Origin of the sequence: Oricola indica (genome assembly GCF_965227485.1) — a bacterium.
Taxonomy (GTDB): Bacteria; Pseudomonadota; Alphaproteobacteria; order Rhizobiales; family Rhizobiaceae; genus Oricola; species Oricola indica.
Genome location: NZ_OZ245747.1, coordinates 3,732,839 through 3,758,990, shown reverse-complemented (window position 1 = coordinate 3,758,990; position 26,152 = coordinate 3,732,839). Strand labels below are relative to the sequence as shown.

Here is a 26,152-nt window from a genome sequence, read left to right as displayed (position 1 = left end):
GCGCGGCAGGCTTACATCGTCCGAACCGATGCGGGGATCGAGTAGTGCGCCGTTGGCGATCCGGCGATGAAATAGGGGTTCCTGAATTGCGATTTGCCGTAGCTAAGCGGCGTGCCATCACATGTCAAAACCTGTCCGCCGGCCGCGGCGAGAACCGCATGCCCGGCAGCGGTATCCCATTCCATCGTTGGTCCGAAACGTGGATAAATGTCCGCTTCGCCCGCGGCGACAAGACAAAATTTCAGCGACGATCCGGCATTCACGCAATCGTAAATTTTATTTTCCGCGATGAAGGTTTCGGTCTCTTTTGTCAGGTGTGAGCGGCTCGCGACGGCGGTTTGCTGTCCCGGACACTCCCGGACCGAAATCTTGCGCGACGAACCGTCCGCGCCGATTTCACGGGCGCCCGAATTGATGGCGCCGACGAACATACGCCCGATCGCCGGCGCATAGACTATCCCGGCCACCGGTCGTCCGGCTTCGATCAGCGCGATATTGATCGTGAATTCGCCGGTCTTCTTGATGAATTCCTTTGTTCCGTCGATCGGATCGATCAGGAAGAACCGGGCGCTTTCTGGCATGGCCGCGTGGGTCGCAGCACGCTCCTCGGTGACGATCGGGATATCGGGGAAGCGCTTCTTCAGCGCTGGAAATATCAAATTATCGACCGCAAGATCAGCTTCGGTGACGGGGCTGTTGTCTTGCTTGGTGGCGACATTGTGCGGGCGCCCGTAGGTTTCCATTGCCAGCACACCGGCTTCTCGGGTCAGGTCTATAAGGTCGTCTATCGCAAAAACGGTCATGTCAGTCCAAACGGGAACCAGCGCGAAGTTCGGCGGTTATTGAACCATTCGCTTACGCTGCGCAAGGAATAGGCTGCCTATGCGAAGGGAGCTCATAGTGAAATTTTGCCGGCTCTTCCAATCCATTGGGAGAGGTTACGGGACCTCGAAAAATCGTTATGTTGCGCTGCGAAGCAGTTCAAAGTGAAAAACAAAGGAGTCCGAATACCGATATGGCCTTACCCGTTCGAAAAGCCGTCGTTCCCGTCGCAGGTCTTGGAACCCGTTTCCTTCCCGCCACCAAGGCGCTGCCGAAGGAGATGTTGACCGTAGTCGACCGACCCGTGGTTCAATACTGCGTCGACGAGGCTTTCGAGGCCGGTATCGAGCACGTGATTTTCGTCACCGGGCGCGGCAAAGGCCTGATCGAAGATCATTTCGACTATCAGTTCGAACTGGATGCGACTTTGCGCGGGCGCGGCAAGACGGCCGCTGCCGAGCAACTCGATACTGAGACGCCGGGGGCCGGGCAGGTGAGTTTCACGCGGCAGCAGAAGCCGCTGGGTCTCGGCCATGCCGTGTGGTGTGCCCGCGACATCGTGGGCAATGAGCCCTTTGCGGTGCTCCTTCCCGACATGGTTATGGATGGCGAACCGGGCTGCCTTAAGCAGATGATGGATGCCTACAACGAGGTCGGCGGAAACATCATCTCCGTTCAGGAAACGACCCCCGACCTCGCGCATAAATACGGGATCGTCGCAACCGGGGCGGAGAAGGGCTCGGCATTTGAAATCACCGGCATGGTCGAAAAGCCGGAGCCCGGAACAGCCCCATCCAATCTCTATATTAACGGGCGATACATCCTTCAGCCGAAGGTCATGGAAATCCTGTCCACGCAGGCCGCCGGCGCGGGTGGCGAGATACAGCTGACGGACGCCATGCTGAACCTGATGGAGAGCGAACCGTTCTACGGTGTTTCCTTCGACGGGCGAACCTTCGACTGCGGATCGAAATTCGGCTTCCTCGAAGCGAACATCATGCTCGCCCTGAAGAACGACGATGTGCGTGACGAAGTTCGGGATCTGCTGAAGTCGCTGCCGTAAACGGCCGATACGACTCGATTATTTGCCATCGGACGGGCCGGTTCCAGGACCGGTCCCTCAGCCCGCAAAGGGGGCGGCAAATTGACCGGCGCTGTTGCTTTCGCGAACACGATAGTTGACAAGATTGCCAGCCGCGGAGCCCTGTGTGCCCGCTTATGATGCCAGAGCCTGCATGCCGATACCTCCTCCAAACGTCGCCCTGACCGGCCTTGCCGCAGAATTGCGCGAACGCGCGCATTCCGGCCGCCCGATTCGTATCGGGCTCGTCGGCACCGGTGAGATGGGAACGGACATCTTCACCCAGATTGCCCAGATGCAGGGCATCCGGGTCGGCGCCGTCGTCGAGCGAACGCCGGGCCGCGCGGCCATTGGCGCGGAAATGGCCTATGGCGAAAAAGGCCACACGCAGGACGTTTCCACTCACGATCAGATGTCGGCGGCGATGGAAGCCGGGAAGATCGCCGTCACGGGAGATATGGATCTCGCTCTCTCGCACGGTCTGATCGACGTGGTCATCGATGCGACCGGCGTGCCGGAAGCCGGTGCCGATATCGGCATGCGGACCATTCGCCATGGCAAGCATCTCATCATGATGAATGTCGAATGCGATGTCTGTATCGGCCCCTACCTCAAACACGAGGCCGACAAGGCTGGCGTGATCTACACGCTTGGCGCCGGTGACGAACCGTCCTCCTGCATGGAGATCATCGAGTTCGTCACGGCGATGGGACACTCCGTTGTCTGCGCGGGAAAGGGCAAGAACAATCCACTGAACTTCGATGCGGTGCCCGACGACTATCAGGAGGAGGCCGACCGGCGGAACATGAATGTTCGCATGCTGGTCGAGTTCGTGGACGGCTCGAAGACCATGGTGGAAATGGCCGCGATCGCGAACGCGACGGGGCTTGTGCCGGACGTGCCCGGCATGCACGGGCCGCGCGCGACCGTCGATCAACTGGCGTCGGTCCTGATTCCGAAAGAGGACGGCGGCGTCCTGTCGAAGCCCGGATGTGTCGACTATTCGATCGGCAAAGGGGTTTCGCCGGGTATCTTCGTCGTGATCAAGGCGGAGCATCCGCGCATCCACGAGCGAATGTCCGACCTGAAGATGGGCGAGGGGCCTTATTTCACCTTCCACCGCCCCTATCACCTGACGTCCCTCGAAGTCCCGCTGACAGCGGCGCGGGTCGTCTTGCATGGCAAGCGGGACATGGTGCCGTTGCCAAGGCGTGTCGCCGAAGTCTGCGCAGTGGCGAAGCGCGACATCGCAGCGGGCGAAAAACTCGATGCCGTCGGACAGTATTGCTACCGTTCATGGACCCTCACTGCGGATGACGCGAAGCGCGCAAATGCCATTCCTTGCGGCCTGCTCGAAAACGGGACGGCTCTGAAGCCGATCGCGCGGGGCGAATTGATCACCTGGGATAACGCGGTACCGATGGAAGGATCGCTCATTGCGCAACTGCGTGCCCGGCAGGACCAATTGCTCGCCTGAGACGGTCCGTCGCGTTGAAATATGCCATCGACCCGCCATGTTTCGTTGCAAGACCGCCGTGCAACTTGTGACCGACCGGTGATTTCGGCTATGGCTGTTCGGACGAACGGATAAGAAAATTGACGACCAACGCGCCCGAAACGCCGCTTCTTGACGGCATAACCGACATCACTCGTTTGCGTGAGATGGACGACAAGCTGCTGCCGCAGCTTGCCGGAGAATTGCGCGCGGAAATGATCGACGCGGTATCGCGTACGGGTGGCCATCTGGGCGCCGGCCTCGGCGTCGTCGAACTGACCATCGCCATCCACCACGTCTTCAACACGCCGCATGACCGGCTGATCTGGGATGTCGGCCATCAGTGTTATCCGCACAAGATCCTGACCGGTCGTCGCGATCGCATTCGTACATTGCGGCAGGAGGATGGACTTTCCGGGTTCACCAAACGCGCGGAAAGCGACTTTGACGCGTTCGGGGCCGGGCATTCCTCGACATCCGTGTCGGCGGGTCTCGGGATGGTGGAGGCTGCTCGCCTGCAGGGCATCGACCGGCAAGTGATCTCGGTCATCGGCGATGGCGCGATGTCGGCGGGCATGGCCTATGAAGCGCTCAACAACGCCGGGGCTATCGATGCACGCCAGATCGTGATCCTCAACGACAATGACATGTCCATCGACCAGCCGACGGGTGCGATGAGCGCCTATCTCGCACGAATGGCGTCAGGAGCGGCCTATCTGGGTATCCGGGATTTCGGCAAGAAACTGACGGCCTATCTCGGCCGCCGAGTCGATCGCGCGATCACGCGGGCGGTGGAGCATGCGCGCGGCTATGTCACGGGCGGTACGCTGTTCGAGGAGCTGGGCTTCTATCATATCGGCCCTATCGACGGTCACGATCTTCCGACGTTGCTCGCCGTGTTGCGCAATGTGCGAGACAACATCTCCGGCCCGGTGCTGATCCATTGTGTCACCCAGAAGGGCAAGGGATATGCGCCCGCCGAACAGGCCGCGGACAAATACCACGGCGTCGTCAAGTTCGACGTGATCACCGGGGCGCAAGCCAAGCCGAAACCGAATGCGCCGAGCTATACGAAGGTCTTCGGCGAAACGCTGGTGCAGGAAGGCCGGGAAGACGATCGGATCGTCGCGATTACAGCGGCCATGCCGTCGGGAACCGGCGTCGACTTGTTCCAGAAGGAATTTCCGGCGCGCGCCTATGACGTCGGCATTGCGGAACAGCATGCCGTCACCTTCGCGGCAGGCCTCGCCGCGGATGGAATGAAACCATTCACGGCGATCTACTCGACCTTTCTTCAGCGCGCTTACGACCAGGTCGTCCACGACGTCGCCATCCAGAAGCTGCCGGTCCGGTTTCCGATCGATCGCGCGGGCTATGTCGGGGCAGACGGCGCCACGCATGCCGGCGCCTATGATGTCGCCTATCTTTCCTGCCTGCCGGGTTTCGTGGTCATGGCCGCGTCGGATGAGGCGGAACTGCGGCACATGGTGCGCACGGCCGTCGAATATGATGACGGGCCGATCGCGTTCCGCTATCCGCGCGGCGAGGGTGTCGGTGTCGAATTGCCGGAACGCGGAACCGCCTTGGAAATCGGCAAGGGGCGCGTTCTGCGGGAAGGCGGCAAGATCGCGCTTCTCTCGCTGGGAACGCGGCTCGCTGAAGCCTTGCTTGCAGCGGAAGAACTGGAAAGCTACGGCTTGCCCACGACCGTCGCTGACGCTCGTTTCGCCAAACCGCTCGATCACGAGATGATTGCCACTCTGGCGCGCGAGCACGAAGTGCTCATCATGCTGGAGGAAGGCGCGGCCGGCGGGTTCGGCGCACATGTTCTGCAGTATCTGAGCACGGGCGGATATCTCGACGGCGGTCTGAAGGTGCGGTCGCTCGTCATGCCCGATGTCTATATGGATCAGGCCGGTCTGTCGCGTATGTACGCTCAGGCGGGGCTGGACAAAGCGGGCATCGTCCGCACGGCATTGACTGCATTGGGCCTGGACAAGGCGAAACCGCTCAATCTTCGAGCCTGACGGCCGAAGGCCGTCTTTCCGGTTCCGGTGCGCGTCAGCGAGGAACCGTCAGTAGTCCTTCTCGAAAAAGATGCCGAGCTTGGAATCGCCGTCCGTGTCGACGGATCCCTTGGCCGTCAGGCTGTCCGTAACATCGAGATTGATCGACACCTCGCCACCGGACTGGCCGGCCTGGACGTCGAGATAGACATTGTCCTGAATATATTTGCCGGCCTTCACGGCGACGTTGCCTTCCTTGTCCTGCGTGATGTCGAGATCATCGACACCGAGGCCTTGCCGGATCTGCTCCGAAAGCCCGCCTCCGCCACCGCCACTGGCGAGGGAAGCGGCCGCGGTTGCCAGATTGGCGATCTGAATCGGCGACAGGCTGGCAATCCCCTTGCCGAACAATACGCGCGCCAGAATCTCGTCTTCGGGGAGTTCGGGCGAGGCCGAGAGGTCAAGCGAAAGGTCGGAAGCGCGGCCGGTCAGCCGGACATAGGCGACGATGTCATCGCCATTGACCTGCGCGGTCAGGTTGATCATCGGGTCGAGCGAGCCGCTGAGCGTGATGCGTCCCTCTGTCAGCTCAAGCCGCTTGTTGAGGATCGACAGGCGGCCCCGGATCAGGTTGAAGGCGCCGACCGGCCGAACGTCATTGAGTGGCCCGGTGACGCGAACCTGCCCGCCGAGTTCCGCATCGATCCCACGGCCACGCACGAAAATGCGGTTTGGCGAATTCACCGTGATATCGAGCCGAACGGGCGCCTGGGGTGCGTTGTTGTCGTCGCGTGGCAGGACCGCTTGCAAGCGGCGGAGCGTGCGAAGTGTGCCCGCTTCGACGTTCACGTGATCGACGTCCAGGAGGTTGGCGTCACTGCTAAGGGTCTCGGGTATCGTGATTTCCGTTCCCAGAAGATTGATGCGCCCCGAGAGCAGGGGGCCCGCTGTCAGGCCTCCGGAGACGGCGAGGTCTCCGGAAAGCGTGGTACGGATCGTTTCTCCGTCCGAATAGACCGCATTGGAAAGGCGGATGGCGAGATCGGCCGGAAGCGTGCCGGTCAGCCCAACCGTCCCGCTCAGCGAGACGTTTCCGCCGCCCGCAAGCTGTCCGGTGAGCCGGTTGATCGACAGCGTATCGCCCCGGAGCCCGGCGACGCCGCCGATCTGGTTCAACCGCAGATTGGAGAGCGGGTCGGCCACGGAGCCGTTCGAGATTGAAAACAGGCCGTCGGCTGCGGGAGAAGACAGCGATCCGCCGACGGTCGCGTCGATGCGCAGCGTTCCCGATACCCGTGTTCCGCGCTCTGCAAGATAGCGCTCTGCCAGCGCAAGCGGAGCGCCGCCGGTCAGTCTTACCGAAAGACCGGGCCCTGAGAGCGGAACCGTACCGGAGCCGGAGAAATCGAGATCCTGCGCATTGCGCGCGGAGAACGAGTCGATACGCACGGTGCTGTTCGAATAAGTGCCCGAGACGGATGCGTTGATCGGCGAGACGGATGCGGAGCGCAGCGCTGCGGCGTTCAGCCCGTCGCCCTGCATCGAAAAGGAAACACTCGGATCGCCAGGCGTTCCGGAGACATCGATCGAGCCATTCACGACGCCGCCCAAACCGAGATCCGGTCGAAAGCCATTGGCGATCGACAGGGGAAGGCTGGAAACAGTCGATCGTATCGATATCCGGTCTGCGACCGTGCCGGACGCTGTGATGCGGCCTCCCGCGACATCCGCGTCGAAATTGTCGATGCGCGTAAGGCCGCCGGCGCGGCTGATCGTGGCCGGCGCGCGCAGTCGCATGTCGCCATAATTCGTGTCGGCCGACAGCGTTTCAAGGCGGGCATCGAAACCATCGGATGTCGCGCGCAACGTCCCGGCTGTCATGGCGCGCGCGCCGTCGTCGAGCCGCGCATCGGCCGTAAATCGCGTCGTGTCGCCTTCGTTTTTGGCTGTGACCTGAGCTGACGCAACGGCGATGCCACCTGCTTCGATGTCGGAGGCATTGACCGTCGCATCGACCTGCGGGACGCCGAACAGGTCGCGCGCCGCGACATCGATATCCGCGTTGCCAACCGTGTTGGTCTCGAATCGGAAGTCGCGCGCGGTCAGATCGACAGTGGCGTCTTGCCGGCCGTCGGCTGCGGAAAGCCTGATATCGCCGTTCACGGCTCCCGACGCATCTACCAATGCGAGTGCCGCGACCGAGGAAATGTCGTTCGATCGCGCCGCGACTGACCCGGTCGACAGGCCGTTTTCGACGATGATGTCTCCGTCGAACGTGCTGGCTCCGATCCTCGCGGACAGGTCGGAAATGTCGATCCGGTCTCTGGATCTGGAGATTGCGCCGCTGACGTCGATCGGCTCGCCGCCGATCAGTCCCGTCCCGCTGAGATTTCCGGCCAGTTCGGCGCCTTTGATGGCGCCGTCAAAGGTGAACTCGGCGGAGGGAACGCGGCGGTCGAGAAGTTTTGCGCCGGAAAGCGACAGGCTGGCGCTCACGTCAAAAGGGTCGTCGCGCTGCGATTCAGGGGCCTTGTCGATCGTCGCATCAAGGGCCAGCCGTCCCGAGGCACGATCGTCGAGCGTTGCGACATCGAAAATTTCGGCATGCGCGCGCAGGTCGGCGCGGGTCGTGGCGAATGCACCGTTCACTTGCGTTCGCGATTGCGGGTTTTCCAGCAGCAACGAGTTGAAGCGAAGACCATCGGGCGTGCGCGCCACGCCGCCGGTGAGGCGGGTCGTACCGCGAATCAAGCGGTCGGCGAGCGCATCTCCGACTACCGCATCGACCAGCGTACCGTCCAGCGAAAGATCGAATGCGCCGCCCACAAGCGCGGCTTCGCCACGCGCGGACAGTGAGGCAGCACCTCTCAGCTCGCGATCCGCCAGCGGCGAAAATGCTGCGAGATCAGCGGCTTCGATCCGCGCATTGCCGTTGAATTTCAGGCTCTCCAACTGACCGTTTGCGGCGATGTCGAGTGTGTCGCCAGACAAGGTGACACTCTCCAGGCGGATCGGATTTTCACTTCGCCAGTCGCCGGTTATTGCAAGGCTCAGGCTGTCGCCGGTTGCGGCGGCGATGTCCGGATCGGCGGGTTCCACGGATTGCGCTTGCGCATCAATATCGAATGACAGGAAACGGTTGGCGGCATCCGCGATGTTTTGGATCGCGCCCGATCCGTCGAGCCGTATTTCGCCGATCGCGTAATCCGGCGCGCTGAAATCGAGGAGTCGCCCGTCCAGGCTCCACTCCTGCGCGTCCCGCTGTCCGAAACGCAGCGAGACTGAGCCGGAGCCGACGGTCACGGCTTCTCCGGATACGGGAAGGCGAACCGGCGATCCATCGTTTGAGCGCATGGAGATGTCCGCGATCAGTTCGCGGGGGAACCAGCCCGCAAGGGTCGATCCGGAGGCGGACATGGAGAGCGCTCCACCGCCAAACTCGAAACGCTGAAGGTCGAGACCGCCGCCGTTCCGCAGGATCATGTCCGACTCGATGGACGTCTCTGCGCCGAAGAAGGCGCGATGCTGTTGCGGGAGAATGCTTGAGAGCGGTCCGGAAAGGCGCAATTCGGCGCGCCGATCGTCGGTCAACAGGTTGTCGCTCAGGCGGAAACTTCCGGTCGCGATCCGGCGGGAGTCGACGTCGAAGGCAAGCCCCAGGTCGAGATCGTCCAGTTGCCCGCCACCCGCAAGCGTGAGCGAGACCGGGGGGCGTTCGGGAATGTCGATGAGGTTGGCGACAACACCGTCCGCCGGCTCCTGCAGCGAAAGGTCGAGATCGAGTTGGGTCGTCGCATTGGAATAGGCGGCCTGCAACGCAAGCTGGCCCCCCGGTCCGTCGAGGCGCGTGATATCGAGATCGGTATTCAGCGTGCCGTCACCGAGGGAAATCTGGCCTTCGAGCGATAATGTCGAGGCAAGGCCGAATACCGGTTCGCCGAACTGGGCTTCGCCAATGGCGAGTTCCCCGATATCGACCGACACCGGGAGTTCGGGCAGCGAGAAACCGGACGACTCGGGTGTCGGGAGGTTTTCGTCGGGTATCGGATTTCGCGGCCAGTCGATCCGGTCGGCAGACAGATTGCTGATGTCGAGCTTGCCGAGAATGAGCGCGCTGCGCTGCCATTGCAGGCTCGGGTTTTCGATCGTCAACCAGACGCCGTTCTCGTCGGCGATCGTGATGCTCTCGAATCTGACATTGGAGGAGAGGGTCCCCTGAATGCCATTCAGCCGGATCTGGCGGTTCGGCGTCGACAGCTGCTCCTCGACAAAGCGGATGAAGCGCGATTTTTCCTGGTCGTCCTGATCCTGGGCAAGCACGTAGCCGGCCGTTCCTGTGAGAACGGCGCCGGAAGCGGCGAGAGCGAAGGCGTGGCGTTTGGTTATCATCAGAACGCCTGTCCGATCCCGGCATAGATCGCATAACGCGGATCGCCTGCCTGACGGTTGAGAGGAAACGCCACATCGAGGCGCAGCGGACCGAGACCCGTGTTGTAGCGCAGACCGAGGCCCGCACCGACCCGAACGCTCTCCGAAAAGTCGGGGAATGAATCCGAACCGACATGACCGATATCGGCGAACCCGACGATGCCGATGGAATCGGTCACCGTTTGACGGATTTCGGCGGATGCCTCGAAAAGAGACCGCCCGCCTGACATTCCGCCGGGCACCGCGACGCCGATCCCCCGATAGGGATATCCACGAACCGACGAGCCGCCGCCGGCGAGGAACAACTCGTCCTGCGGAATCTCCGAAAGCGGCGCTCCCATGATGGATCCGACCTTCACACGCCCTGCGAGAACCGTGCGTTCTTCGGCACCGAGCGCATGGAACAACCGTGCTTCCGCCACGATCTTGCCGATCGCGTTTCCGTATTCCCATTCATAGAACGGCTTGGCCGCGATTTTCGCATAGAAACCGCTCTTCGGGTCGAGTTCGTTGTCGCGCGTGTCGTATTCGGCCCCGGCCTCGAAGCCGACAATCCCGAAACGACGGGTTCCGAACACGTCTTCGAATTCGCCATAGGAAGCGTATGCCCCGCCGCGCAGTGTCAGCTGGTCGCTGTAGAAGTGATTGGCATAGACGGACGCCGAACCCCGATTCTTCGAGTAGAGGTCGAGCACCTCGCGCTCAAAGAAGCCACCGATGATAATGTCAGTGTCGGGCGTGAACCGTCCGGGCAAGGTAAGTTCCGTGCCCAGGAAATAGTCGAAATCCCTGAAATCCGAGGTGGTGCCGATCCCGGAAATGCGGCCATCGAAACGCAGCCGCTCGGCCCTGCCGAAAAGGTTTCGGTGCAGCCAGTAGCCTTCCACACCGACGCCGTCGATGGTCGAGACCGTCGCGCCGACGCCAATGCGTCGCAGCTTGCGTTCCTGAACGGTGAGCATGAAGGGAAGGGAGCCGTCGCGGTTCACGGATTCCGCCTCTTTCAGCGAAATCGATTGGAATACCCCGAGACGCTGCAGTCTTTTCTCGGCTCGCTTCAGGTCGTCGGGATCGTATTCCGCGCCGGGCTCCAGGCCTGCCTGTCGCGCGACGAAAGAGTCTTTCATCCGGCTGGTGCCTTCAACCGCGACCTGTCCGTAAACTGCGCGCGGACCCGGCTCGACGGTCAGTCGTACGTTCAGTTCGCGCGTCGCGTGATTGGCGGTCACCTTCCTGCCGGTGATTTTCGCTTTCGCATAGCCTTGCTGGCGCCAGGCCTCGACGGCAAGCTGCCCGGCCTTTCTGACTGCGGTTGCATAGGCCGGTGCACCGGTCATGAAGCCTTCCGCTTCCGGCGGATCGACCCGGTCGAAGCGATCGGTTGCGACGGGCGCGCGGTTGTCGATTTCCGCAGTCCCGAAGAGAAATTGCGGCTCGGCACGCACGGAGATTGCAAGCACTGCGTCGTCGGGAAACTCGGTTCCCGCCTCCACATCGGCGATTTCACGGCCATTCCAGGTGATGGAGATATCGGCAGCGTATCGCGCATCATTGTAGAGAGCGGCGAGTATGCGCTTGTAGTCGGCTTTGGCCCGGGTCAGGAGACCGGCCGAGCCCGCAGCCGGTTCGTCGCGACCCTGCCAGAGTTGCGACGCATTGCCGACGGCTTTCTCGAGGTCCCGATTCGGTTGGCCATCGGCGAGCACCGTCAACTCAACCTGGTAATTCTTGGGATCGATCGGACCGTCTTCATCCTCGCAGGTGCCAATCAGGCATCGACCGAGAAGTTCGAACGCGTGTGCGGCTGGCGCATTGAAAGTCGAGAGGCTGGACGACAAAGCCAAAACCGCAATGGCACGCGAAACGAGACGAAGTCCCGCTCTTGCCGCTCCGCCTATCCGGACAATGTCTTCAGAAAAAATCAAAATCCCGCCTTGACGCTGCACACGCTCACCCAACTCCAGTTTCTTGACGAAATTCGTCAAGCCGGGCTTTTGGCGAATAAAATATCATACCGCCTATGTGTCCCGGTTTTAGAGCGAGTCAATCGTAGCGCAAAACAGTTAAGACTCGATTCAGATTGTCAAAAAATCACGTTTTGCAAAAATGCCTGCCAAGCGTGTCAGGAGTTGACGGCCACGGTACGCACTCTTGGCTGAAACTGCGAGAACGCGCCGAAAACTTCGCCTTTTCCCTGGCTGTTGACGCGATAGAGCCCGCTGGCCCTCACGAGCTTGTTATGACCGTCCGGGGTTGCCAGTCGCAACACGAAGCGAAATCCGGTTTTCCGCTCCGTGGCTTCCTCGATGCAGTTCATCACCAACTCCCGGTCGTCGGGATGATAGCGCGATATCGCAAGGGCGAGATCGATTGGCCCTTCCTTGTAGGGCATGCCGTGAATCTCGAAGACGTCGCGCGTCCAGTAGACCATTCCCGTTTCGAGATCGACACGCCATGCCCCGTAGGGATCGAACTGTGACAGGGCATCCAGAAGATTGGCGTCTTCCAGTCCAATGGCGGCGAGCGGCTGGGACGGGCAGGGCGTGTCCCTGAACTCGATACTAAGTTGAGGAGTTTCTGCGTCGCTCATATTTCAGTCCAATATGCCTGAACGGATTGCCCGCGCCACGGCATGAGCGCGATTGGCGGCGCCGAGCTTCTGACAGACGGCGCTGAGATAGTGGTTCACCGTATGCTCAGACAGTCCGAGAATGATGGCGATTTCGGAGCTGGTCTTGCCGCCGGCGGTCCAGTGAAGACACTCGCGTTCGCGCGCGCTCAGGATCTGGTCGGCGAGGGCGGCCGGCTCCCTGATTTCAGACACTTTCTCGTAGATGCGGTTGGCGATATAGCTCAGTTCCATCAACTCGGGATCGGTAGGCGTGTCTCGGGTGCCGCTGAAGGAAACAGCACCGCGTTCACCCGACGGATCCTGGGTGGCGATAAAGACGCTGCGATGGAAGCCGTGGGCGGCAAAGAGCGTGGCCACTTTTTCCTCGCGGCCATCCGCCTGATTCCTTTCCAGGTCTTCAAGCCGCCAAATGACGGGCTTCGTGCTGCGCCGAAGCGCGTCCATGATCGGGCTTTTTTCGAGCAGGCCGAGTTGGTCGTATGTGCCGACCAGTTCCGGAGGCCAGTTGCTGATTGTCGAAAGCGAAGACAAGTATCGCTCATCGCTGCGCGGAAGCCGGATAATAGAGAAATACTCGAATCCGTAGGACTTGGTGATATCCCTGGTCAAACGAAGGATATCGTAGCTTGTGTCGCAGTCCGCAACCCTGTCGAGGAGAGTGACGCCGGGTTCCTGACTGAGGGGGACGACGTGTCGCGTCTTCATTGGAGGGGGTTCCACTGTTAAAACAGCACCGCCGCTTGATGGCGGTGATGCTGATGTCGTCGGTTTAAAGGTTGTTGTCCTGGGGCACGAATTATGTGCGAGCGGCGCTTCGCAGAAGGGCAGCCGAGCTAAACGTAGCCGGGTTTAATAAAACCCTGTACAACCGGTATGAGAGCGCGGCTATTCCGCGATTATGGCGAATTCAAGGCCCGCATACTCCCCGCGACGCCACCGGCAAACCGCCTTGCGCTGAAGGCCCGTATCGGGAATGCAGATATCGAAGGATTTCGGAAGCCAGGAGTCTCGAGGCAGCTGAAGCTTCGCACCCTTCTCGGAAAGATCCTTGACGATAGCCCTGAGCACGAAGCTCGATCCGATACGGATTTCGGCAAGATGCGAACACCTGCTACGCTCTGATGAACGCCGCTCGAACGGAGATCTTACCGGCTCCATGCATATTCCTTTTGCTGCCTTGCCCGAGGCATGAAACCAAATTTCTTCAGTCGAGGATATCCGTGTATTCAGGCAGGCGTGATCTGGTGATTGAACAAGAGAAGTTTGTTAACGTCTTCGCAAGCGCCCAGTAAAATCGAGTTTCATTGGCGTAAGAGTGGAAAAAACTGCCACCTCGAAACATACCGGCTATTCGGCCCGGTTTCCCGGACCGACGCCGCTGCCGCGATGAACGACATCCCCCGAGGTGCCCGGCTGCGCGCTCTTGGCAAACTGCTGCTGCTGTCGGTCGAGCCCTTCCCGGACATGCGTATGCCGCGACGAACCGCAGGGGCATTCCGCAAACGAAATCGGGAATTTTGTGGAAAATGGTCGGAGTGGCAGGATTTGAACCTGCGACCCCCTCGTCCCGAACGAGGTGCGCTACCAGGCTGCGCTACACTCCGTGACCAAACGGCACGGGTCTATAACGCCGGCCTTTCATTCCCGCAAGTGCGGTCGGACGATTCCGCTTCGGTTTTTTCTGCAATCGTTTCGATTGCCGTTCGCGCGGTTGAGCCGGCTTGAGGGTTGGGTCGCAATCCACCGCTGTACACAGGCGGTCGCGGGACTTATGGCATCATTCCATTCAAACGAGATTCATCGAGACCGCCGGGATAGCTGCCATGAAACCACGTTCAGACCTGTTGCCGAACAGTTTCGAATTCGAGACACAGGCCTTGGTCAAGCCGACCGGGTTTCGCGAGTATGACGCGCGCTGGTGGTTTGGCCATCCCGCGTCGGACAAGGCGCCGGAACTCAACCTGCTGGGTGTCCAGGCGCTCGGAATGGGATTGGGCACGCTGATCCGTCGCCTGGGCGCGGGGCCGAAAATCGTCGTGGGCCATGATTTTCGCTTCTACTCGCTGTCGATCAAGCTTGCCCTTGCTCAGGGATTGATGGCGGCCGGCTGCGACGTGAAGGATATCGGTCTTGCGCTTTCGCCCATGGCCTATTTTGCGCAGTTCGCCCTCGATGCGCCGTCGGTGGCGATGGTGACCGCGTCGCATAACGAGAATGGCTGGACCGGAGTGAAGATGGGGTGCCAGCGCCCACTGACATTCGGTCAGGAGGAAATGGCGCAACTGCGCGATATCGTGCTTTCCGGGGATTTCGACCTTACCGGCGGCGGAACATACGAAACGGTCCGCGATTTCCGCGCTGTCTATCTCGACGATCTCGTGGAAGGCGTGAAATTGAATCGCCCGCTCAAGGTGGTCGCGGCCTGCGGCAACGGAACCGCGGGGGCGTTCGCGCCAGAAATGCTGGAGCGCATCGGGTGCGAGGTGATTCCGCTCGATGCCGAGCTCGACTATTCCTTTCCGCGCTACAACCCCAATCCCGAGGACATGGAGATGCTCCATGCGATCCGGGACAAAGTGCTGGAGACTGGCGCCGATGTCGGTCTCGGCTTCGACGGCGATGGTGACCGCTGCGGTGTCGTCGATAATGAAGGCAACGAGATTTTCGCTGACAAGGTCGGTGTCATGCTCGCGCGGGACATCTCCGCGCAGCATGAAAACGCGAAGTTCGTGGTCGATGTGAAATCGACCGGCCTTTTCATGACCGATCCCGTTTTGCAGGCCAATGGCGCGGTAACCGATTACTGGAAAACCGGCCATTCCTACATCAAGCGCCGCGTTGCCGAACTCGGAGCGATTGCCGGTTTCGAGAAATCCGGCCATTTCTTTTTCAATCCGCCGATCGGGCGCGGCTACGACGACGGGTTGGTGACGGCGATCGCGATTTGCCGGATGCTTGACCGCAATCCCGGACAATCGATGGCCGATCTCTACCGGGCCCTGCCGCTGACCTACGGTTCGCCAACCATGTCGCCGCATTGCGCCGACGAGATCAAATACGATGTGATTTCGCGCGTCGTGGACCGGTTCACAGAGATGAAGTCCGCTGGCGAGACCGTCGCCGGGCATCCAATCGTCGATCTCGTCACGGTCAATGGCATTCGCGTCGTGACCGATGACGGGACATGGGGACTGGTGCGCGCTTCCTCGAACAAGCCCGAACTCGTCGTTGTCGTGGAAAGTCCCGTGTCCGAGGAACGCAAGCTGGAGATGTTCCGCGCCGTCGATGCGATCCTTCGCGAGAACGAGGAAGTTGGCGCCTATAACCAGTCGATCTGACTTCAGAAGCCGACCCGGCCGACCGCGGGAATCTTCAGGGCGGGGCCTTTGAAATCGATCCCCGCCGTCTGGCCAAGAAGATTGATCTCGATCCCGCTCCGCAGGCCTGCGGACAATCCCGCGAGCCCAGCCAATGAAACGTGGACGTCGAGGCCGTCAGGGTCGAGCGCGAACCATTCGCCGCCCGAGAGATAGTCGCGCCCGACCGCATTCGGTGGAAGAACGGCATCGAGTTGCGGAACCTCGCGCAAGACATGTGCGACGAAGCTGTTTGAATTCGGGCCCGGCCAGATCCGATAATCTCCGCGTTTGGAGAACGGATAGGCGGCAATTGCCGCCTCTACGCGCGGTAGGGCTGCTTCCGCTTCGGCGCCGGACAGGTGCGCAACGATCCAGGGCCGGTTCGAATACCACGCTGCGTCCGCGGCATAGGCGTCGCGCCGAATGGGGCTGCCCCATCCCACCTTGTCGAAACGCGTATAGCTGGCAGCGTTGCGTTCCTTCACGGCGATCCAGCTGTGGACCGAGAATGCGCCCTTGAACCCGCCCGTCCGCGCCGAAAGGACATAAATCGCCGCATCGGTGGATGCGGATGGGGAGGGGAGAAGCCCGGTCGCTGACCAGTCGGCGGACCGCCAGGAGGATGGCCGATCGACGGTCGACCACCAAGCACCGGCAAAAGCCATCGGCGCGATAAACACCAACGCTATGAACAGGATCGCCGTTTTTGCAAAACGCATCGGTACTTTTCCCAAAATCCTCTGGCTCTGCGATCGAATTGCCTGATAGTGGCGTCCAAATCGAGGCAAACGCAAACGATACACATGCACAATGCGGTGAACGCTATGTGCGAATTCGCTCGGAGGTGGACATGATCAATCCCGTTCTCGCGGAGACGGTACGTGGCGGAATTGTCGATCTGCGCCATCGCGGCGCGATTGCTGTCTCGGACCCCCAAGGACGGCTGGTCTGGTCATCCGGAGATGTGGAGCGGCCGGTTTATCCGCGTTCTGCCGTCAAGCTGTTCCAGGCCCTGCCGCTTGTCGAAAGCGGTGCCGCCGACCGGTTCGGGTTCGATGACACGCAGCTGGCGATGGCTTGTGCATCGCATTTGGCGGAGGAGGAGCATGTCGCCGCCGCCGAGGCCATGCTGGCCAAAGCCGGACTGAAGGAAAGCGATCTCGCCTGTGGTTCGCATTGGCCACTGGGCGACCAATCGAAACTGGTCGAGTTCGTTCGCAGCGGGCAGACACCAAACCAACTGCACAACAATTGTTCAGGCAAGCATGCGGGCTTTCTGTGCGCTGCGTGTCATCAGGATATCGAAACCGGCGGTTACACCGGGGCCGGGCATGAGATTCAGAGGCAGGCGATGGCTGCCCAGGAAACGATTACGGAACACCGGCTTACCGGTGCGGAATTCGCCATCGATGGGTGCTCCATCCCCGCATTCGCCTTTCCCCTGCGTGCGCTTGCGCATGGCTTCGCGAAAGTCGCCACCGGGCATTCGCTTGGAGTCGAACGTGCAAAGGCGACATCGCGGCTGATGCAGGCGTGTATCTCCAATCCCTGGTTCACAGCGGGAACAGGGCATTTCTGCACGCGCATCATCGAAGCCGGTGAGGGGGCAATCTACGCCAAGAATGGCGCCGACGGCGTCTTTGTCGCGTGCCTGCCTGAGGCGGGGCTCGGGATCGCCCTGAAATGCGATGACGGCTCGGACCCGGCCGCCGAAGTCATGCTCGCGGGAATATTGCTGACGTTATTCAGTCATGACGACACGATGCGGTCGCGCATCGAGCCGCTTTCGCGCAGGCCGTTGACGAACCGGAAGGGGATCGAGGTGGGTGAACTTCGAGCGGCCTTGCCGGAATAGGTATCCGTTTCAGCCGGCGACATTCCCCGATAGCGAGACATTGGGCGGCGCGTCGCTGGAATTGGTGAGGAGATCCCTGGCGACAGGTTTTCCCCATGCATGCGCCATGATGCCCATTTCACGCGCGGAGATCACATTTCCGCGGATCAGGGCGCGGCCCGCGCCTTCTGCCGCCGATACGCCGATGCCATAGCGGACGTCCCTGACGACATTGCCGGAAATCGCCACGTCTCGCAGAAATCTGCCCCATCCGGCATTGATGCCGTAAAGCGGTGCGCCTTCAACGAGGTTTCCCGATACGACCGCATCCGCCTCGACGCCAATCCCGGTTCCAAAGCCCGGGAAATCGGCTTCATAGGGACCGGTCGCATGAAGGTTGCGGATAATGTTTCCGCTGACGGTCGCGGCGCGTCCGCCCTTGTCGAAATTCGTGACGGAGACCCCGTTCGCGGCACCGTCCACGATATTGTCGGAAATCACGGCATTCTCGAAAGAAAACTCGGCATAGATCGCGGTTTCGCCATTTGCCGTGCAGGTGTTTCCCGTGACTTGCATGCCGCGAACGGTATTCCCGCGGACCGCGGAAAATGCGCTTCCCGAAATGATGTTATGGGTGGCTGCGACGTTGTCGGCTCGAAAGAAGTTGATCGCATTTCCCCACTGACCAGTTCCTCCGTTCGTCGCGCCCGTATCGGCGATCCGGTTGCCGGTGACGATCGAGCCGTCGAAGCCCTGGCTGTTCCTGTGGATGACGACCCCGCCGTTCAGGCACTTTTCGATCGTGTTATCTCTGATGGACAGGCCTTCGCTGTCGATCGCGAAAATCCCGAGACGCTGTGCGCTTTCGATCTCGCACCCGGTGATGACCCCCGAACAGCCCCGGAGGTGAATAGCATCCGCGGACGCGCGCAAGATCCGGCATTTTTCGATACGGAGCGAGCGGACCGATTGCATCTCGATCAGGCCGTCCGCGCCGTTTTGCTGCACGCCGGCACCGCCGAGTACGAGGCCGTCAAGCGTGATGCTTTCGCCGCCGAGAGCCCCCAGGAGCGGACCGGTCCCGCCGAGAATCAGGCGGCTCTTGCCGGGAATTCCCGTGATCACGGTACCGGACGGAATGCGGATATCGGACAGGACATAGAGGCCGGCTGGAATGAAAACCGCCATGCCGTTGCCGGCACCGCTGTCGAGCATCGCCTGGAAGCTCGCCGATTGGTCCACCGGCGCGTCGGGAAGGACCCCAAAATCGGTCGCGCTCCGGCTGCCGCGCAGTTCGACATTCGAAAATGGAGAAGACTGCGCCATCGCCGCCAGCGGCTTGGCGGCCAGGAATGCCGTTGCGCCGGCGTGAGTCAGGAACTGGCGTCGTTTCATCGATTCGCTCCGCGTGAAGAATGGGTGCAAACGGATGCGCGCGCAAAAGAAAAGCCCGGCCGCGAGGCGGCCGGGCCCAATTCAGATTGCGGAAATTGGCTTCAGACGAACTGGCTCAGACCCGGAATCGCCGCGATGACGGCATCGACTGGGCCGTCGCCGGCCTTTTCCTTTGCGTAATCGACCGTCTGGCGGGAGACGCCGGAGATCTCTCCCATGCCGAGGCCGAGGCCCATCAGCGCGGAGCCAAGCCCCATGACGCCGCCACCGAACATCCCGCCACCCGCTTCGGGCGCATTGTCGATGAGATCCTGCACGCCGGGCATCGCCGCCAGCATTTCGTTGACCTGCTCGGCCGGGCCTTCGTTCTTGAGGAAGCCGAGGATCATTCCGACGGCTTTTTGTGCAACGTCGGCATCGATGCCGACGGACTCTGTTATGCGGGAGATGAGTTCGTCCATTCTGTCCTCCGGATATTGACGTTTACGTAATATGTAGAAAGCCTTTCGCCGTAAAGGCGAATGTTGGAAAATGCGGTCGTTTCTGGCGGCATTGCCGTTCGCAGCCGCGGCGACTATACGCCATTACACCGATATAGCGGAAAGAGGCGACCATGTGGGACGTGACAGACCGGATTTTCCTTGGCGCGAGCCGCAAGCCGGATGACAGTTTCCAGGAGCATGAATTCATGGCGCTTCGATACGCCAACCGTCATGGCCTGATCACCGGCGCAACCGGCACGGGTAAGACCGTGTCGCTCCAGATACTTGCCGAATCCTTCTCCAATGCGGGCGTCCCGGTATTCTGCGCCGACGTAAAGGGCGATCTTTCCGGCATCGCCGCGAAAGGGGAGGCGAAGGACTTCCTGCTCGCGCGCGCCGAGACGATCAAGCTCGACCCTTATGAGTTTCAGGAGTTCCCCGTGATCTTCTGGGACCTCTTCGGAAAAAAGGGCCATCCGATCCGCACGACCATATCGGAAATGGGACCGCTTCTGCTTTCCCGCCTGATGAACCTGTCCGATGCGCAGGAAGGTATTCTTAATATTGCCTTCGAAATCGCCGACGACGAGGGATTACTGCTTCTCGATCTCAAGGATTTGCGCTCCCTTCTCGTGCATCTGGGCGAGAATGCGAAGGAAATCTCTGTTCGCTACGGCAATATCCATTCGTCGTCGCTCGGCGCGATCCAGCGCTCCCTACTGGTGCTGGAACGCGAGGGGGCCGATTTCTTCTTCGGAGAACCGGCACTTCAGATCAGCGACCTGATGCGCACGACGCGCGACGGGCTCGGCGCGATCAATGTGCTTGCGGCCGACAAGCTGATGATGAATCCTCGCCTCTACGCGACGTTCCTCCTCTGGCTGCTATCGGAACTGTTCGAGGAATTGCCGGAAGTCGGCGACCCGGAAAAACCGAAGCTGGTTTTCTTCTTCGACGAAGCGCATCTTCTGTTCGATGAAGCGCCGAAAATCCTGATCGAGCGGGTCGAGCAGGTCGTCCGGCTGATCCGATCCAAGGGCGTCGGCGTTTTCTTCGTGACGCAGAATCCGCTCGACGTGCCCGATACGGTCCTTTCCCAGCTCGGCAACCGCGTTCAGCATGCATTGCGCGCCTACACGCCGCGCGAACAGAAGGCCGTGAAGGTCGCCGCCGAAACATTCCGTCCCAACCCGGAGTTCGATTGCTACGAGGCGATTACCCAACTCGGTGTCGGCGAGGCATTGGTATCGACATTGGAGAAGAAGGGCGTACCCGGAATCGTGCAGCGCACCTTGATCCGCCCACCGTCTTCAAGGCTTGGCCCGCTCAAAGACGACGAGCGTGCGGAGATCATGAAATTGAGCCCGGTGGCGGGACGATATGACGAGACGGTGGACAGGGAGTCCGCCTCTGAAATGCTCGCAGAAAAGGCCAAGAAGACCGCCGAGGTCGCCGAACGCGAGAGGCTGCGCGAAGAGGAAGAAGAGCGCGAGGAAACCGGTTCACGTTGGACATTGCCCGATTTGGGCGATGACGATCGCAAGAGCCGGAAATCCAGCAGCCGCAAGAAATCCACCAAGAGAAGATCGAACCGCCAGACCGTCAGCGAGGCCGCAATGAAGTCGTTGGCGCGTTCGGTCTCGACCCAGCTCGGACGCGCGCTGGTTCGGGGAATTCTCGGCGGATTGAAAAAGGCTCTGGACTGACAAAAACGCCGGCGCGAGGCCGGCGTTGTTCTTGACTGATCGTCGTCCTGACTAGCGAACGAGAACCGGAGTCCCCTTCGGCACGCGGCTGTAAAGGTCGATGATGTCCTGGTTCATCAGGCGGACGCAACCCGACGAAACCGACTTGCCGATGGAGTTCCATTCCGGCGAGCCGTGCAGTCGATAAAGCGTGTCCTTCTCGCCCTGATAGAGATAGAGCGCGCGCGCGCCGAGCGGATTTGTGACGCCGGGCTCCATGCCGCCCAGATAAACGTCGTTTTCCCTGTCGTATTCGACGCGGTACTTTTCCAGCTTCGGCTCGCGGTCGATCATCTCGTCAGGCGGAAACCATTTCGGCCATTCGCGACGGGCGCCGATTTCGGCGCGGCCGGACCATTCGAAACCGGCGCGGCCGAGACCCACACCATAGCGAACAGCCTTGCCTCCTCCCAAAACGAGATAGAGGAAGTGCCCCCGCGTATCGACGACGATCGTGCCACGGTCTTCGCCGGTCGGGTCCGAAACGACCTGACGCAGAAAGCGCTCCGGGATTTTGGTGTAGGGAACCGCCGGGATTTGGAAACCGCCATCGCTGACAGGGCCGTACATCGAGGCGTAATCGGGAAAGTCGGGAGCGCGGCCGGTGAAACGCGGACCGTTTTCGTCCGTCTCTTCAACTGTCGTGCAGGCGCTGATGGCAAAGCCGGCGGTCAGCACGCCGGACGTGGCAAGGAAATTGCGGCGCGAAAGGTCTTTCATCATTGATCCGTGACTATGGGGCTGCACATGGCGCAATGCGAAGCGGGCAGGGCGATGTCATCCAGATACCCGTATTCGTCAAAACATCAGAGCGGAAAATGACGGAGAAACGAGAGTTTATGCGCAGCTGGATGCGATACCATCCGCACCGTTGCAGCACCGCAACACATTAAAGAGGCTCAGAGCTCGGTCAAATTTCCGATTTCCCGCGCTGGCCCGTAGTTCTGATACTCGTTGGGTAATCCCGCGCGGTTGATCCAGACGGTGTGGAAGCCGAACTTGTGCGCGCCCGCGATATCCCATCGGTTCGATGACTGGAAAGAAACCTCGGCGGGCGCAATAGCGAAGGTGTCAGTGACCATGCGGTAGACATCCGGCGCGGTCTTGAAGGTCTTGATCGCATCGACCGACAGGACGGCATCGAAAAGTCCGCCCAGATGAGCCGACTCCACGGCGGCCGCGAGCATGTCGGATGAGCCGTTCGAGAGGATCGCGACATGCGCTCCGCGCTCGCGAAGTTTTGCGAGGATTTCCGGCACTTCGGGATAGCAGTCGAGCGTCCAATAAGCTTCCAGCAGTTTGTCGCGGCAGGATTTATCGACACCGGGCACAACACCAAAAGCGTAGTCGAGGGCCTCCTCGGTGAGACGCCAGAAATCCGTGTAGGACCCCATCAGAGTGCGGATCCAGGAATATTCGAGCTGCTTGGTGCGCCAGATCTCCGAAAGCCGCTGGCCATCAGGGCCAAGGGTGTCGGCGTATTTCCGGACTGCCGAATGAACGTCGAAAAGAGTGCCGTAGGCGTCGAAAACGTAGGTCTTGAATTGCATAGTACCAATCCGGGTTACGACGACTTTGGGCAAATCGGGAAGGGGGGTCAATAGCGGCGTAATGCCCTAATGAACGCGCAAGTGATTGACCTCATCGCGGAAATCCGGTTTGCCTGCTCGCGTTTGGAGAATCCGGAGGCGAAAATGGCGGTCGATACGAAGGCACAATCCGCGACATGGACCTATGTCGATGGCGACTGGCATGAAGGCAATGTGCCGATCATCGGGCCGCGCACCCATGCCATGTGGCTCGGTTCCTCCGTTTTCGACGGGGCACGGTGGTTCGAGGGCGTTTCGCCGGATCTCGACCGGCACGCCGAGCGGGTCAACGCCTCCGCCTGGGCACTGGGCCTCAAGCCGACCATGACCGCCGAGGAGATTGTCGGGCTGACCCATGAAGGGCTGAAGAAGTTCGACGGCAAGACCGCTGTCTATATCCGGCCGATGTACTGGGCGGAACATGGTGGCTACATGTCGGTGCCGGCCGATCCCGAGTCGACCCGGTTTTGCCTGTGCCTTCACGAAGCACCGATGCTTCCGCCCGCCGGTTTTTCCGTAACTTTGTCGCCGTTTCGCCGGCCGACCATCGAGACGATGCCAACAAATGCCAAGGCGGGCTGCCTCTACCCGAACAACGGGCGTGCGATATTGGAGGCCAAGAGCCGCGGCTTCGACAACTGCCTGGTTCTCGACATGCTCGGCAATGTCGCTGAAACCGGCGCATCGAACATCTTCATGGTAAAGGACGCGCAGGTCTTCACACCCGCGCCGAACGGAACCTTCCTGTCGGGCATTACACGCTCGCGGACCATCGACCTTCTGGCGCAGTACGGTTTCTCCACCGTCGAGAAAACATTGACGGTCGCCGACTTCATGGATGCTGATGAAATCTTCTCGACAGGGAACCATTCCAAGGTCGTACCGATTATCAGAATAGAGGACCGGGAATTGCAGCCCGGTCCCGTGGCAACCAAGGCACGCGAATTGTACTGGGAGTGGGCGCACTCTTAGGTGCGGGAAAAAACCCGCTTCCATTATTGCGGTCGCCGTGCCGGAATTCTATGTGTCTGAGTGACAGTCGACGGAGTGATCCGCCCCTGCCGATTTGGATACGAATTCGTTTGAAACAAGGAGATCCCCAATGGCCTTCACGCTTCCCGACCTTCCCTACGACTACGAAGCGCTGCAGCCCTTCATGTCCAAGGAGACGCTCGAATATCACCACGACAAGCACCACAAGGCCTATGTCGACAAAGGCAACGATCTCGCCGCCGAAGCCGGCATGGACGGATTGTCGCTCGAGGAGATCGTCAAGCAGTCTCATCGCAAGAACCCGGGCCTCTTCAACAATGCTGCCCAGCACTACAACCACGTCCATTTCTGGAAATGGATGAAGAAGGACGGCGGCGGAACGTCGCTTCCCGGAAAGCTGCAAAGCGCTGTCGACAGCGACCTTGGCGGTTATGAAAAGTTCAAGGCTGACTTCATCGCGGCCGGTGTCGGCCAGTTCGGTTCCGGTTGGGCATGGATCGCCGTCAAGGACGGCAAGCTTGAGATCATGAAGACGCCGAATGGCGAAAACCCGCTGGTTCACGGCGCAACGCCGATCCTCGGCGTCGATGTGTGGGAGCATTCCTACTATATCGACTATCGCAATGCGCGGCCGAAGTACCTCGAAGCCTTCGTCGATAGCCTGATCAACTGGGATTATGTGCTCGAGATGTACGAGGCGGCGACCGCCTGACGCGATCGACCGATTCCCTCAATCTTCAGCGGCTCCGGACATGGTCCGGAGCCGTGTTTCGTGATGATTGACACTGTGTCGCAGCCAAATTGCCCGAATTCACGAAACCGTGACTCCATCCGATAAAACAAATGTCGCAGTCTTCGTGTCTAAACTGCGAGCCAACCATCCCAGGAGGATTTACGTGAAGAAGACGATTTTTGCCTTTTCCCTTATCGCGGCCACGACAGCCACGGCATTTGCCGCGGACGATCCCATTGCGGTGCGCAAATCCCTTATGCAGTCCAACGGGGCCGCCGCAGGAGCATCTGCCGGCATGATGAAGAAGGAAATCGACTACAGTCCGGCAGTCGGTAAAGCCGCTATCGCCGCGTTCCATGCCTCCGCCGAAGCATTTGGCGACTATTTCCCCGAGGGAAGCGACATGGGAGCGGATACCAGGGCGTCGGCGAAGATCTGGGAAGATCCGGACGGGTTCAAGGCCGAACTGGAGAAGTTCAAGACCGCCGCGGCCGCCGCGATGGAAGCGTCCGGCAGAGAGGGCCCCGCCGATCTTGAGGCATTCCAGGCCGCCGTTGGTCCGATCCTCGGCACGTGCCGGAGCTGCCACGAAGGTTACCAGACTCGTTGATTCCGATGATTCGCAAGCTCGCCCTGATTGTCGCACTCGCCGCGGTCGTGGGCGGGCTTGCATTCTATGTCCTGACGATACCGCAGACATTGCCAGCCGATGTCCTGGCGGAGATGCCGGAAGGCGACGCCGAGCGCGGCGAACTGGTCTTCTGGGCCGGGGGCTGTGCATCCTGCCACGCTGCCGACAACGCCGAAGGCGATGACAAGCTGAAACTCGGCGGAGGGCATGTCCTCGCCAGCGATTTCGGCGACTTTGTCGTTCCCAATATATCGACGGACCCTTCGACCGGCATCGGTTCATGGTCGCGTGAGGACTTCGCAAACGCGATGCTGAGAGGGGTGTCGCCGGACGGCGGACACTATTATCCTTCCTTTCCGTGGACATCCTATTCGCGGATGAAATCCGGTGATGTCGCGGACCTTTGGGCGTTCATGCAGACGCTACCCGCCGTTGAAAATGATCCCGGTCCGCACCGTATGGGTTTCCCGTTCAATATCCGCCGTGGCGTCGGCATGTGGAAGCTGCTTTATGCGGGCAACGAACCGATCGTTCCGCTGGACGAAAGCGACGAAAAACTCGTGCGTGGCCAGTATCTGGTCGAAGCGCTCGGCCATTGCGGAGAATGCCATACGCCACGCGACTTCGCTGGTGGGCTGAACAATAGCGAATGGCTCGGCGGAGCGCCCAATCCGGACGGTGAGGGACGTATCCCCAACATCACCCCCGGCGGAACCATCGGCGACTGGTCAGAGGCGGATATCGCTTACTATCTCGAAAGCGGGTTCACGCCGGAGTTCGATTCCGTCGGCGGTTCGATGGTCGATGTTCAGGAGAACATGGCCAAGCTTCCCGCCGAGGACAGGGACGCCATTGCCGCCTATCTGAAGGCGATCCCCGCGGTCGAGGGCGCGCGGTAGCGCGTCCTGCAGGTCTTTCCGCGATCCC

The 26,152-nt window shown here is 60.6% G+C and carries 21 protein-coding genes and 1 tRNA gene; 10 read left to right on the top strand and 12 right to left on the bottom strand.

The window, feature by feature from the left end:
- Positions 1-11: 11 nt before the first annotated feature.
- Complete coding sequence (cysQ, locus tag ACQK2M_RS18775) at positions 12-803, bottom strand: 3'(2'),5'-bisphosphate nucleotidase CysQ (RefSeq protein WP_425419042.1); 792 nt, start codon at positions 801-803, stop codon at positions 12-14.
- Positions 804-1,015: 212 nt separating this feature from the next.
- Here cysQ and galU point away from each other — a divergent pair, with 212 nt between their 5' ends.
- From galU to dxs, 3 genes are all read left to right on the top strand, one after another.
- Positions 1,016-1,885, top strand: coding sequence for a UTP--glucose-1-phosphate uridylyltransferase GalU (gene galU / locus ACQK2M_RS18770; RefSeq protein ID WP_425419041.1), 870 nt, complete (start codon positions 1,016-1,018; stop codon positions 1,883-1,885).
- 172 nt (positions 1,886-2,057) lie between these two features.
- The gene (locus ACQK2M_RS18765) at positions 2,058-3,380 is read left to right on the top strand and encodes an NAD(P)H-dependent oxidoreductase (protein ID WP_425419040.1); all 1,323 of its coding nucleotides are present in this window, start codon (positions 2,058-2,060) and stop codon (positions 3,378-3,380) included.
- 110 nt (positions 3,381-3,490) lie between these two features.
- Positions 3,491-5,425: a 1-deoxy-D-xylulose-5-phosphate synthase gene (gene dxs, locus ACQK2M_RS18760; protein WP_425420091.1), complete on the top strand. Its 1,935-nt coding sequence runs from the start codon at positions 3,491-3,493 to the stop codon at positions 5,423-5,425.
- A 48-nt stretch (positions 5,426-5,473) separates the two neighbouring features.
- Here the strand turns inward: dxs and ACQK2M_RS18755 are convergent, their stop codons facing one another.
- From ACQK2M_RS18755 to ACQK2M_RS18730, 6 genes are all read right to left on the bottom strand, one after another.
- Complete coding sequence (locus ACQK2M_RS18755; protein ID WP_425419039.1) at positions 5,474-9,793, bottom strand: translocation/assembly module TamB domain-containing protein; 4,320 nt, start codon at positions 9,791-9,793, stop codon at positions 5,474-5,476.
- Positions 9,793-11,670, bottom strand: a complete 1,878-nt coding sequence (locus tag ACQK2M_RS18750) for an autotransporter assembly complex protein TamA (RefSeq protein ID WP_425419038.1) — start codon at positions 11,668-11,670, stop codon at positions 9,793-9,795. Before ACQK2M_RS18750 ends, ACQK2M_RS18755 begins: the two co-directional genes overlap by 1 nt.
- Before the next feature lie 284 nt (positions 11,671-11,954).
- Entirely contained in the window at positions 11,955-12,422 is a 468-nt protein-coding gene (locus tag ACQK2M_RS18745; RefSeq protein WP_425419037.1) for a PAS domain-containing protein, read from the bottom strand.
- A gap of 3 nt (positions 12,423-12,425) precedes the next feature.
- Complete coding sequence (locus ACQK2M_RS18740) at positions 12,426-13,169, bottom strand: helix-turn-helix transcriptional regulator (RefSeq protein ID WP_425419036.1); 744 nt, start codon at positions 13,167-13,169, stop codon at positions 12,426-12,428.
- Between the two features lie 180 nt (positions 13,170-13,349).
- Positions 13,350-13,622, bottom strand: coding sequence for a PilZ domain-containing protein (locus ACQK2M_RS18735; protein WP_425419035.1), 273 nt, complete (start codon positions 13,620-13,622; stop codon positions 13,350-13,352).
- A gap of 369 nt (positions 13,623-13,991) precedes the next feature.
- A tRNA-Pro gene (locus tag ACQK2M_RS18730) sits at positions 13,992-14,068 on the bottom strand.
- 219 nt (positions 14,069-14,287) lie between these two features.
- Here ACQK2M_RS18730 and ACQK2M_RS18725 point away from each other — a divergent pair.
- Positions 14,288-15,802 (top strand): phosphomannomutase/phosphoglucomutase, encoded by a 1,515-nt coding sequence (locus ACQK2M_RS18725; RefSeq protein WP_425419034.1) that lies wholly within the window; start codon positions 14,288-14,290, stop codon positions 15,800-15,802.
- Positions 15,803-15,804: 2 nt separating this feature from the next.
- Here ACQK2M_RS18725 and ACQK2M_RS18720 read toward each other — a convergent pair whose 3' ends face one another.
- On the bottom strand, positions 15,805-16,542 hold the full coding sequence (locus tag ACQK2M_RS18720; protein WP_425419033.1) for a DUF3750 domain-containing protein: 738 nt from the start codon (positions 16,540-16,542) through the stop codon (positions 15,805-15,807).
- Positions 16,543-16,673: 131 nt separating this feature from the next.
- Here ACQK2M_RS18720 and ACQK2M_RS18715 point away from each other — a divergent pair, with 131 nt between their 5' ends.
- A complete protein-coding gene (locus ACQK2M_RS18715; RefSeq protein WP_425419032.1) occupies positions 16,674-17,678 on the top strand; it encodes an asparaginase in 1,005 nt (334 codons plus the stop codon).
- A 9-nt stretch (positions 17,679-17,687) separates the two neighbouring features.
- On the opposite strand, the gene ACQK2M_RS18710 is transcribed toward ACQK2M_RS18715, so the two are convergent.
- Both ACQK2M_RS18710 and ACQK2M_RS18705 read right to left on the bottom strand, forming a co-directional pair.
- The gene (locus ACQK2M_RS18710; protein WP_425419031.1) at positions 17,688-19,052 is read right to left on the bottom strand and encodes a TIGR03808 family TAT-translocated repetitive protein; all 1,365 of its coding nucleotides are present in this window, start codon (positions 19,050-19,052) and stop codon (positions 17,688-17,690) included.
- Positions 19,053-19,153: 101 nt separating this feature from the next.
- On the bottom strand, positions 19,154-19,513 hold the full coding sequence (locus ACQK2M_RS18705) for a DUF2267 domain-containing protein (RefSeq protein WP_223477153.1): 360 nt from the start codon (positions 19,511-19,513) through the stop codon (positions 19,154-19,156).
- A 152-nt stretch (positions 19,514-19,665) separates the two neighbouring features.
- On the opposite strand from ACQK2M_RS18705, the gene ACQK2M_RS18700 reads away from it, so the two are divergent.
- Positions 19,666-21,240, top strand: coding sequence for a helicase HerA-like C-terminal domain-containing protein (locus ACQK2M_RS18700; RefSeq protein ID WP_425419030.1), 1,575 nt, complete (start codon positions 19,666-19,668; stop codon positions 21,238-21,240).
- Between the two features lie 51 nt (positions 21,241-21,291).
- Here ACQK2M_RS18700 and ACQK2M_RS18695 read toward each other — a convergent pair whose 3' ends face one another.
- Both ACQK2M_RS18695 and ACQK2M_RS18690 read right to left on the bottom strand, forming a co-directional pair.
- Positions 21,292-21,999, bottom strand: coding sequence for a L,D-transpeptidase family protein (locus ACQK2M_RS18695; protein WP_223477151.1), 708 nt, complete (start codon positions 21,997-21,999; stop codon positions 21,292-21,294).
- A gap of 179 nt (positions 22,000-22,178) precedes the next feature.
- The gene (locus ACQK2M_RS18690; protein WP_425419029.1) at positions 22,179-22,829 is read right to left on the bottom strand and encodes a haloacid dehalogenase type II; all 651 of its coding nucleotides are present in this window, start codon (positions 22,827-22,829) and stop codon (positions 22,179-22,181) included.
- 144 nt (positions 22,830-22,973) lie between these two features.
- On the opposite strand from ACQK2M_RS18690, the gene ACQK2M_RS18685 reads away from it, so the two are divergent.
- The 4 genes from ACQK2M_RS18685 (at position 22,974) to ACQK2M_RS18670 (ending at position 26,124) form a co-directional block, all read left to right on the top strand.
- The gene (locus ACQK2M_RS18685) at positions 22,974-23,840 is read left to right on the top strand and encodes a branched-chain amino acid aminotransferase (RefSeq protein ID WP_223477149.1); all 867 of its coding nucleotides are present in this window, start codon (positions 22,974-22,976) and stop codon (positions 23,838-23,840) included.
- Between the two features lie 130 nt (positions 23,841-23,970).
- Complete coding sequence (locus tag ACQK2M_RS18680; protein WP_425419028.1) at positions 23,971-24,573, top strand: superoxide dismutase; 603 nt, start codon at positions 23,971-23,973, stop codon at positions 24,571-24,573.
- A 184-nt stretch (positions 24,574-24,757) separates the two neighbouring features.
- Entirely contained in the window at positions 24,758-25,204 is a 447-nt protein-coding gene (locus tag ACQK2M_RS18675) for a c-type cytochrome (RefSeq protein ID WP_425419027.1), read from the top strand.
- A gap of 5 nt (positions 25,205-25,209) precedes the next feature.
- Complete coding sequence (locus ACQK2M_RS18670) at positions 25,210-26,124, top strand: c-type cytochrome (protein ID WP_425420090.1); 915 nt, start codon at positions 25,210-25,212, stop codon at positions 26,122-26,124.
- The last annotated feature ends 28 nt before the right edge of the window (positions 26,125-26,152 follow it).

Bases quoted from the DNA above. Each gene is read 5' to 3' on its own strand.
- ACQK2M_RS18695 (WP_223477151.1), bottom strand. From the start codon at position 21,999: ATGAAAGACCTTTCGCGCCGCAATTTCCTTGCCACGTCCGGCGTGCTG.
- ACQK2M_RS18755 (WP_425419039.1), bottom strand. From the start codon at position 9,793: ATGATAACCAAACGCCACGCCTTCGCTCTCGCCGCTTCCGGCGCCGTT.
- ACQK2M_RS18700 (WP_425419030.1), top strand. From the start codon at position 19,666: ATGTGGGACGTGACAGACCGGATTTTCCTTGGCGCGAGCCGCAAGCCG.
- galU (WP_425419041.1), top strand. From the start codon at position 1,016: ATGGCCTTACCCGTTCGAAAAGCCGTCGTTCCCGTCGCAGGTCTTGGA.
- ACQK2M_RS18705 (WP_223477153.1), bottom strand. From the start codon at position 19,513: ATGGACGAACTCATCTCCCGCATAACAGAGTCCGTCGGCATCGATGCC.
- ACQK2M_RS18740 (WP_425419036.1), bottom strand. From the start codon at position 13,169: ATGAAGACGCGACACGTCGTCCCCCTCAGTCAGGAACCCGGCGTCACT.
- ACQK2M_RS18685 (WP_223477149.1), top strand. From the start codon at position 22,974: ATGGCGGTCGATACGAAGGCACAATCCGCGACATGGACCTATGTCGAT.
- ACQK2M_RS18710 (WP_425419031.1), bottom strand. From the start codon at position 19,052: ATGAAACGACGCCAGTTCCTGACTCACGCCGGCGCAACGGCATTCCTG.
- ACQK2M_RS18690 (WP_425419029.1), bottom strand. From the start codon at position 22,829: ATGCAATTCAAGACCTACGTTTTCGACGCCTACGGCACTCTTTTCGAC.
- ACQK2M_RS18725 (WP_425419034.1), top strand. From the start codon at position 14,288: ATGAAACCACGTTCAGACCTGTTGCCGAACAGTTTCGAATTCGAGACA.
- ACQK2M_RS18720 (WP_425419033.1), bottom strand. From the start codon at position 16,542: ATGCGTTTTGCAAAAACGGCGATCCTGTTCATAGCGTTGGTGTTTATC.
- ACQK2M_RS18715 (WP_425419032.1), top strand. From the start codon at position 16,674: ATGATCAATCCCGTTCTCGCGGAGACGGTACGTGGCGGAATTGTCGAT.
- ACQK2M_RS18735 (WP_425419035.1), bottom strand. From the start codon at position 13,622: ATGGAGCCGGTAAGATCTCCGTTCGAGCGGCGTTCATCAGAGCGTAGC.
- cysQ (WP_425419042.1), bottom strand. From the start codon at position 803: ATGACCGTTTTTGCGATAGACGACCTTATAGACCTGACCCGAGAAGCC.
- ACQK2M_RS18745 (WP_425419037.1), bottom strand. From the start codon at position 12,422: ATGAGCGACGCAGAAACTCCTCAACTTAGTATCGAGTTCAGGGACACG.
- ACQK2M_RS18670 (WP_425420090.1), top strand. From the start codon at position 25,210: ATGATTCGCAAGCTCGCCCTGATTGTCGCACTCGCCGCGGTCGTGGGC.
- ACQK2M_RS18680 (WP_425419028.1), top strand. From the start codon at position 23,971: ATGGCCTTCACGCTTCCCGACCTTCCCTACGACTACGAAGCGCTGCAG.
- ACQK2M_RS18765 (WP_425419040.1), top strand. From the start codon at position 2,058: ATGCCGATACCTCCTCCAAACGTCGCCCTGACCGGCCTTGCCGCAGAA.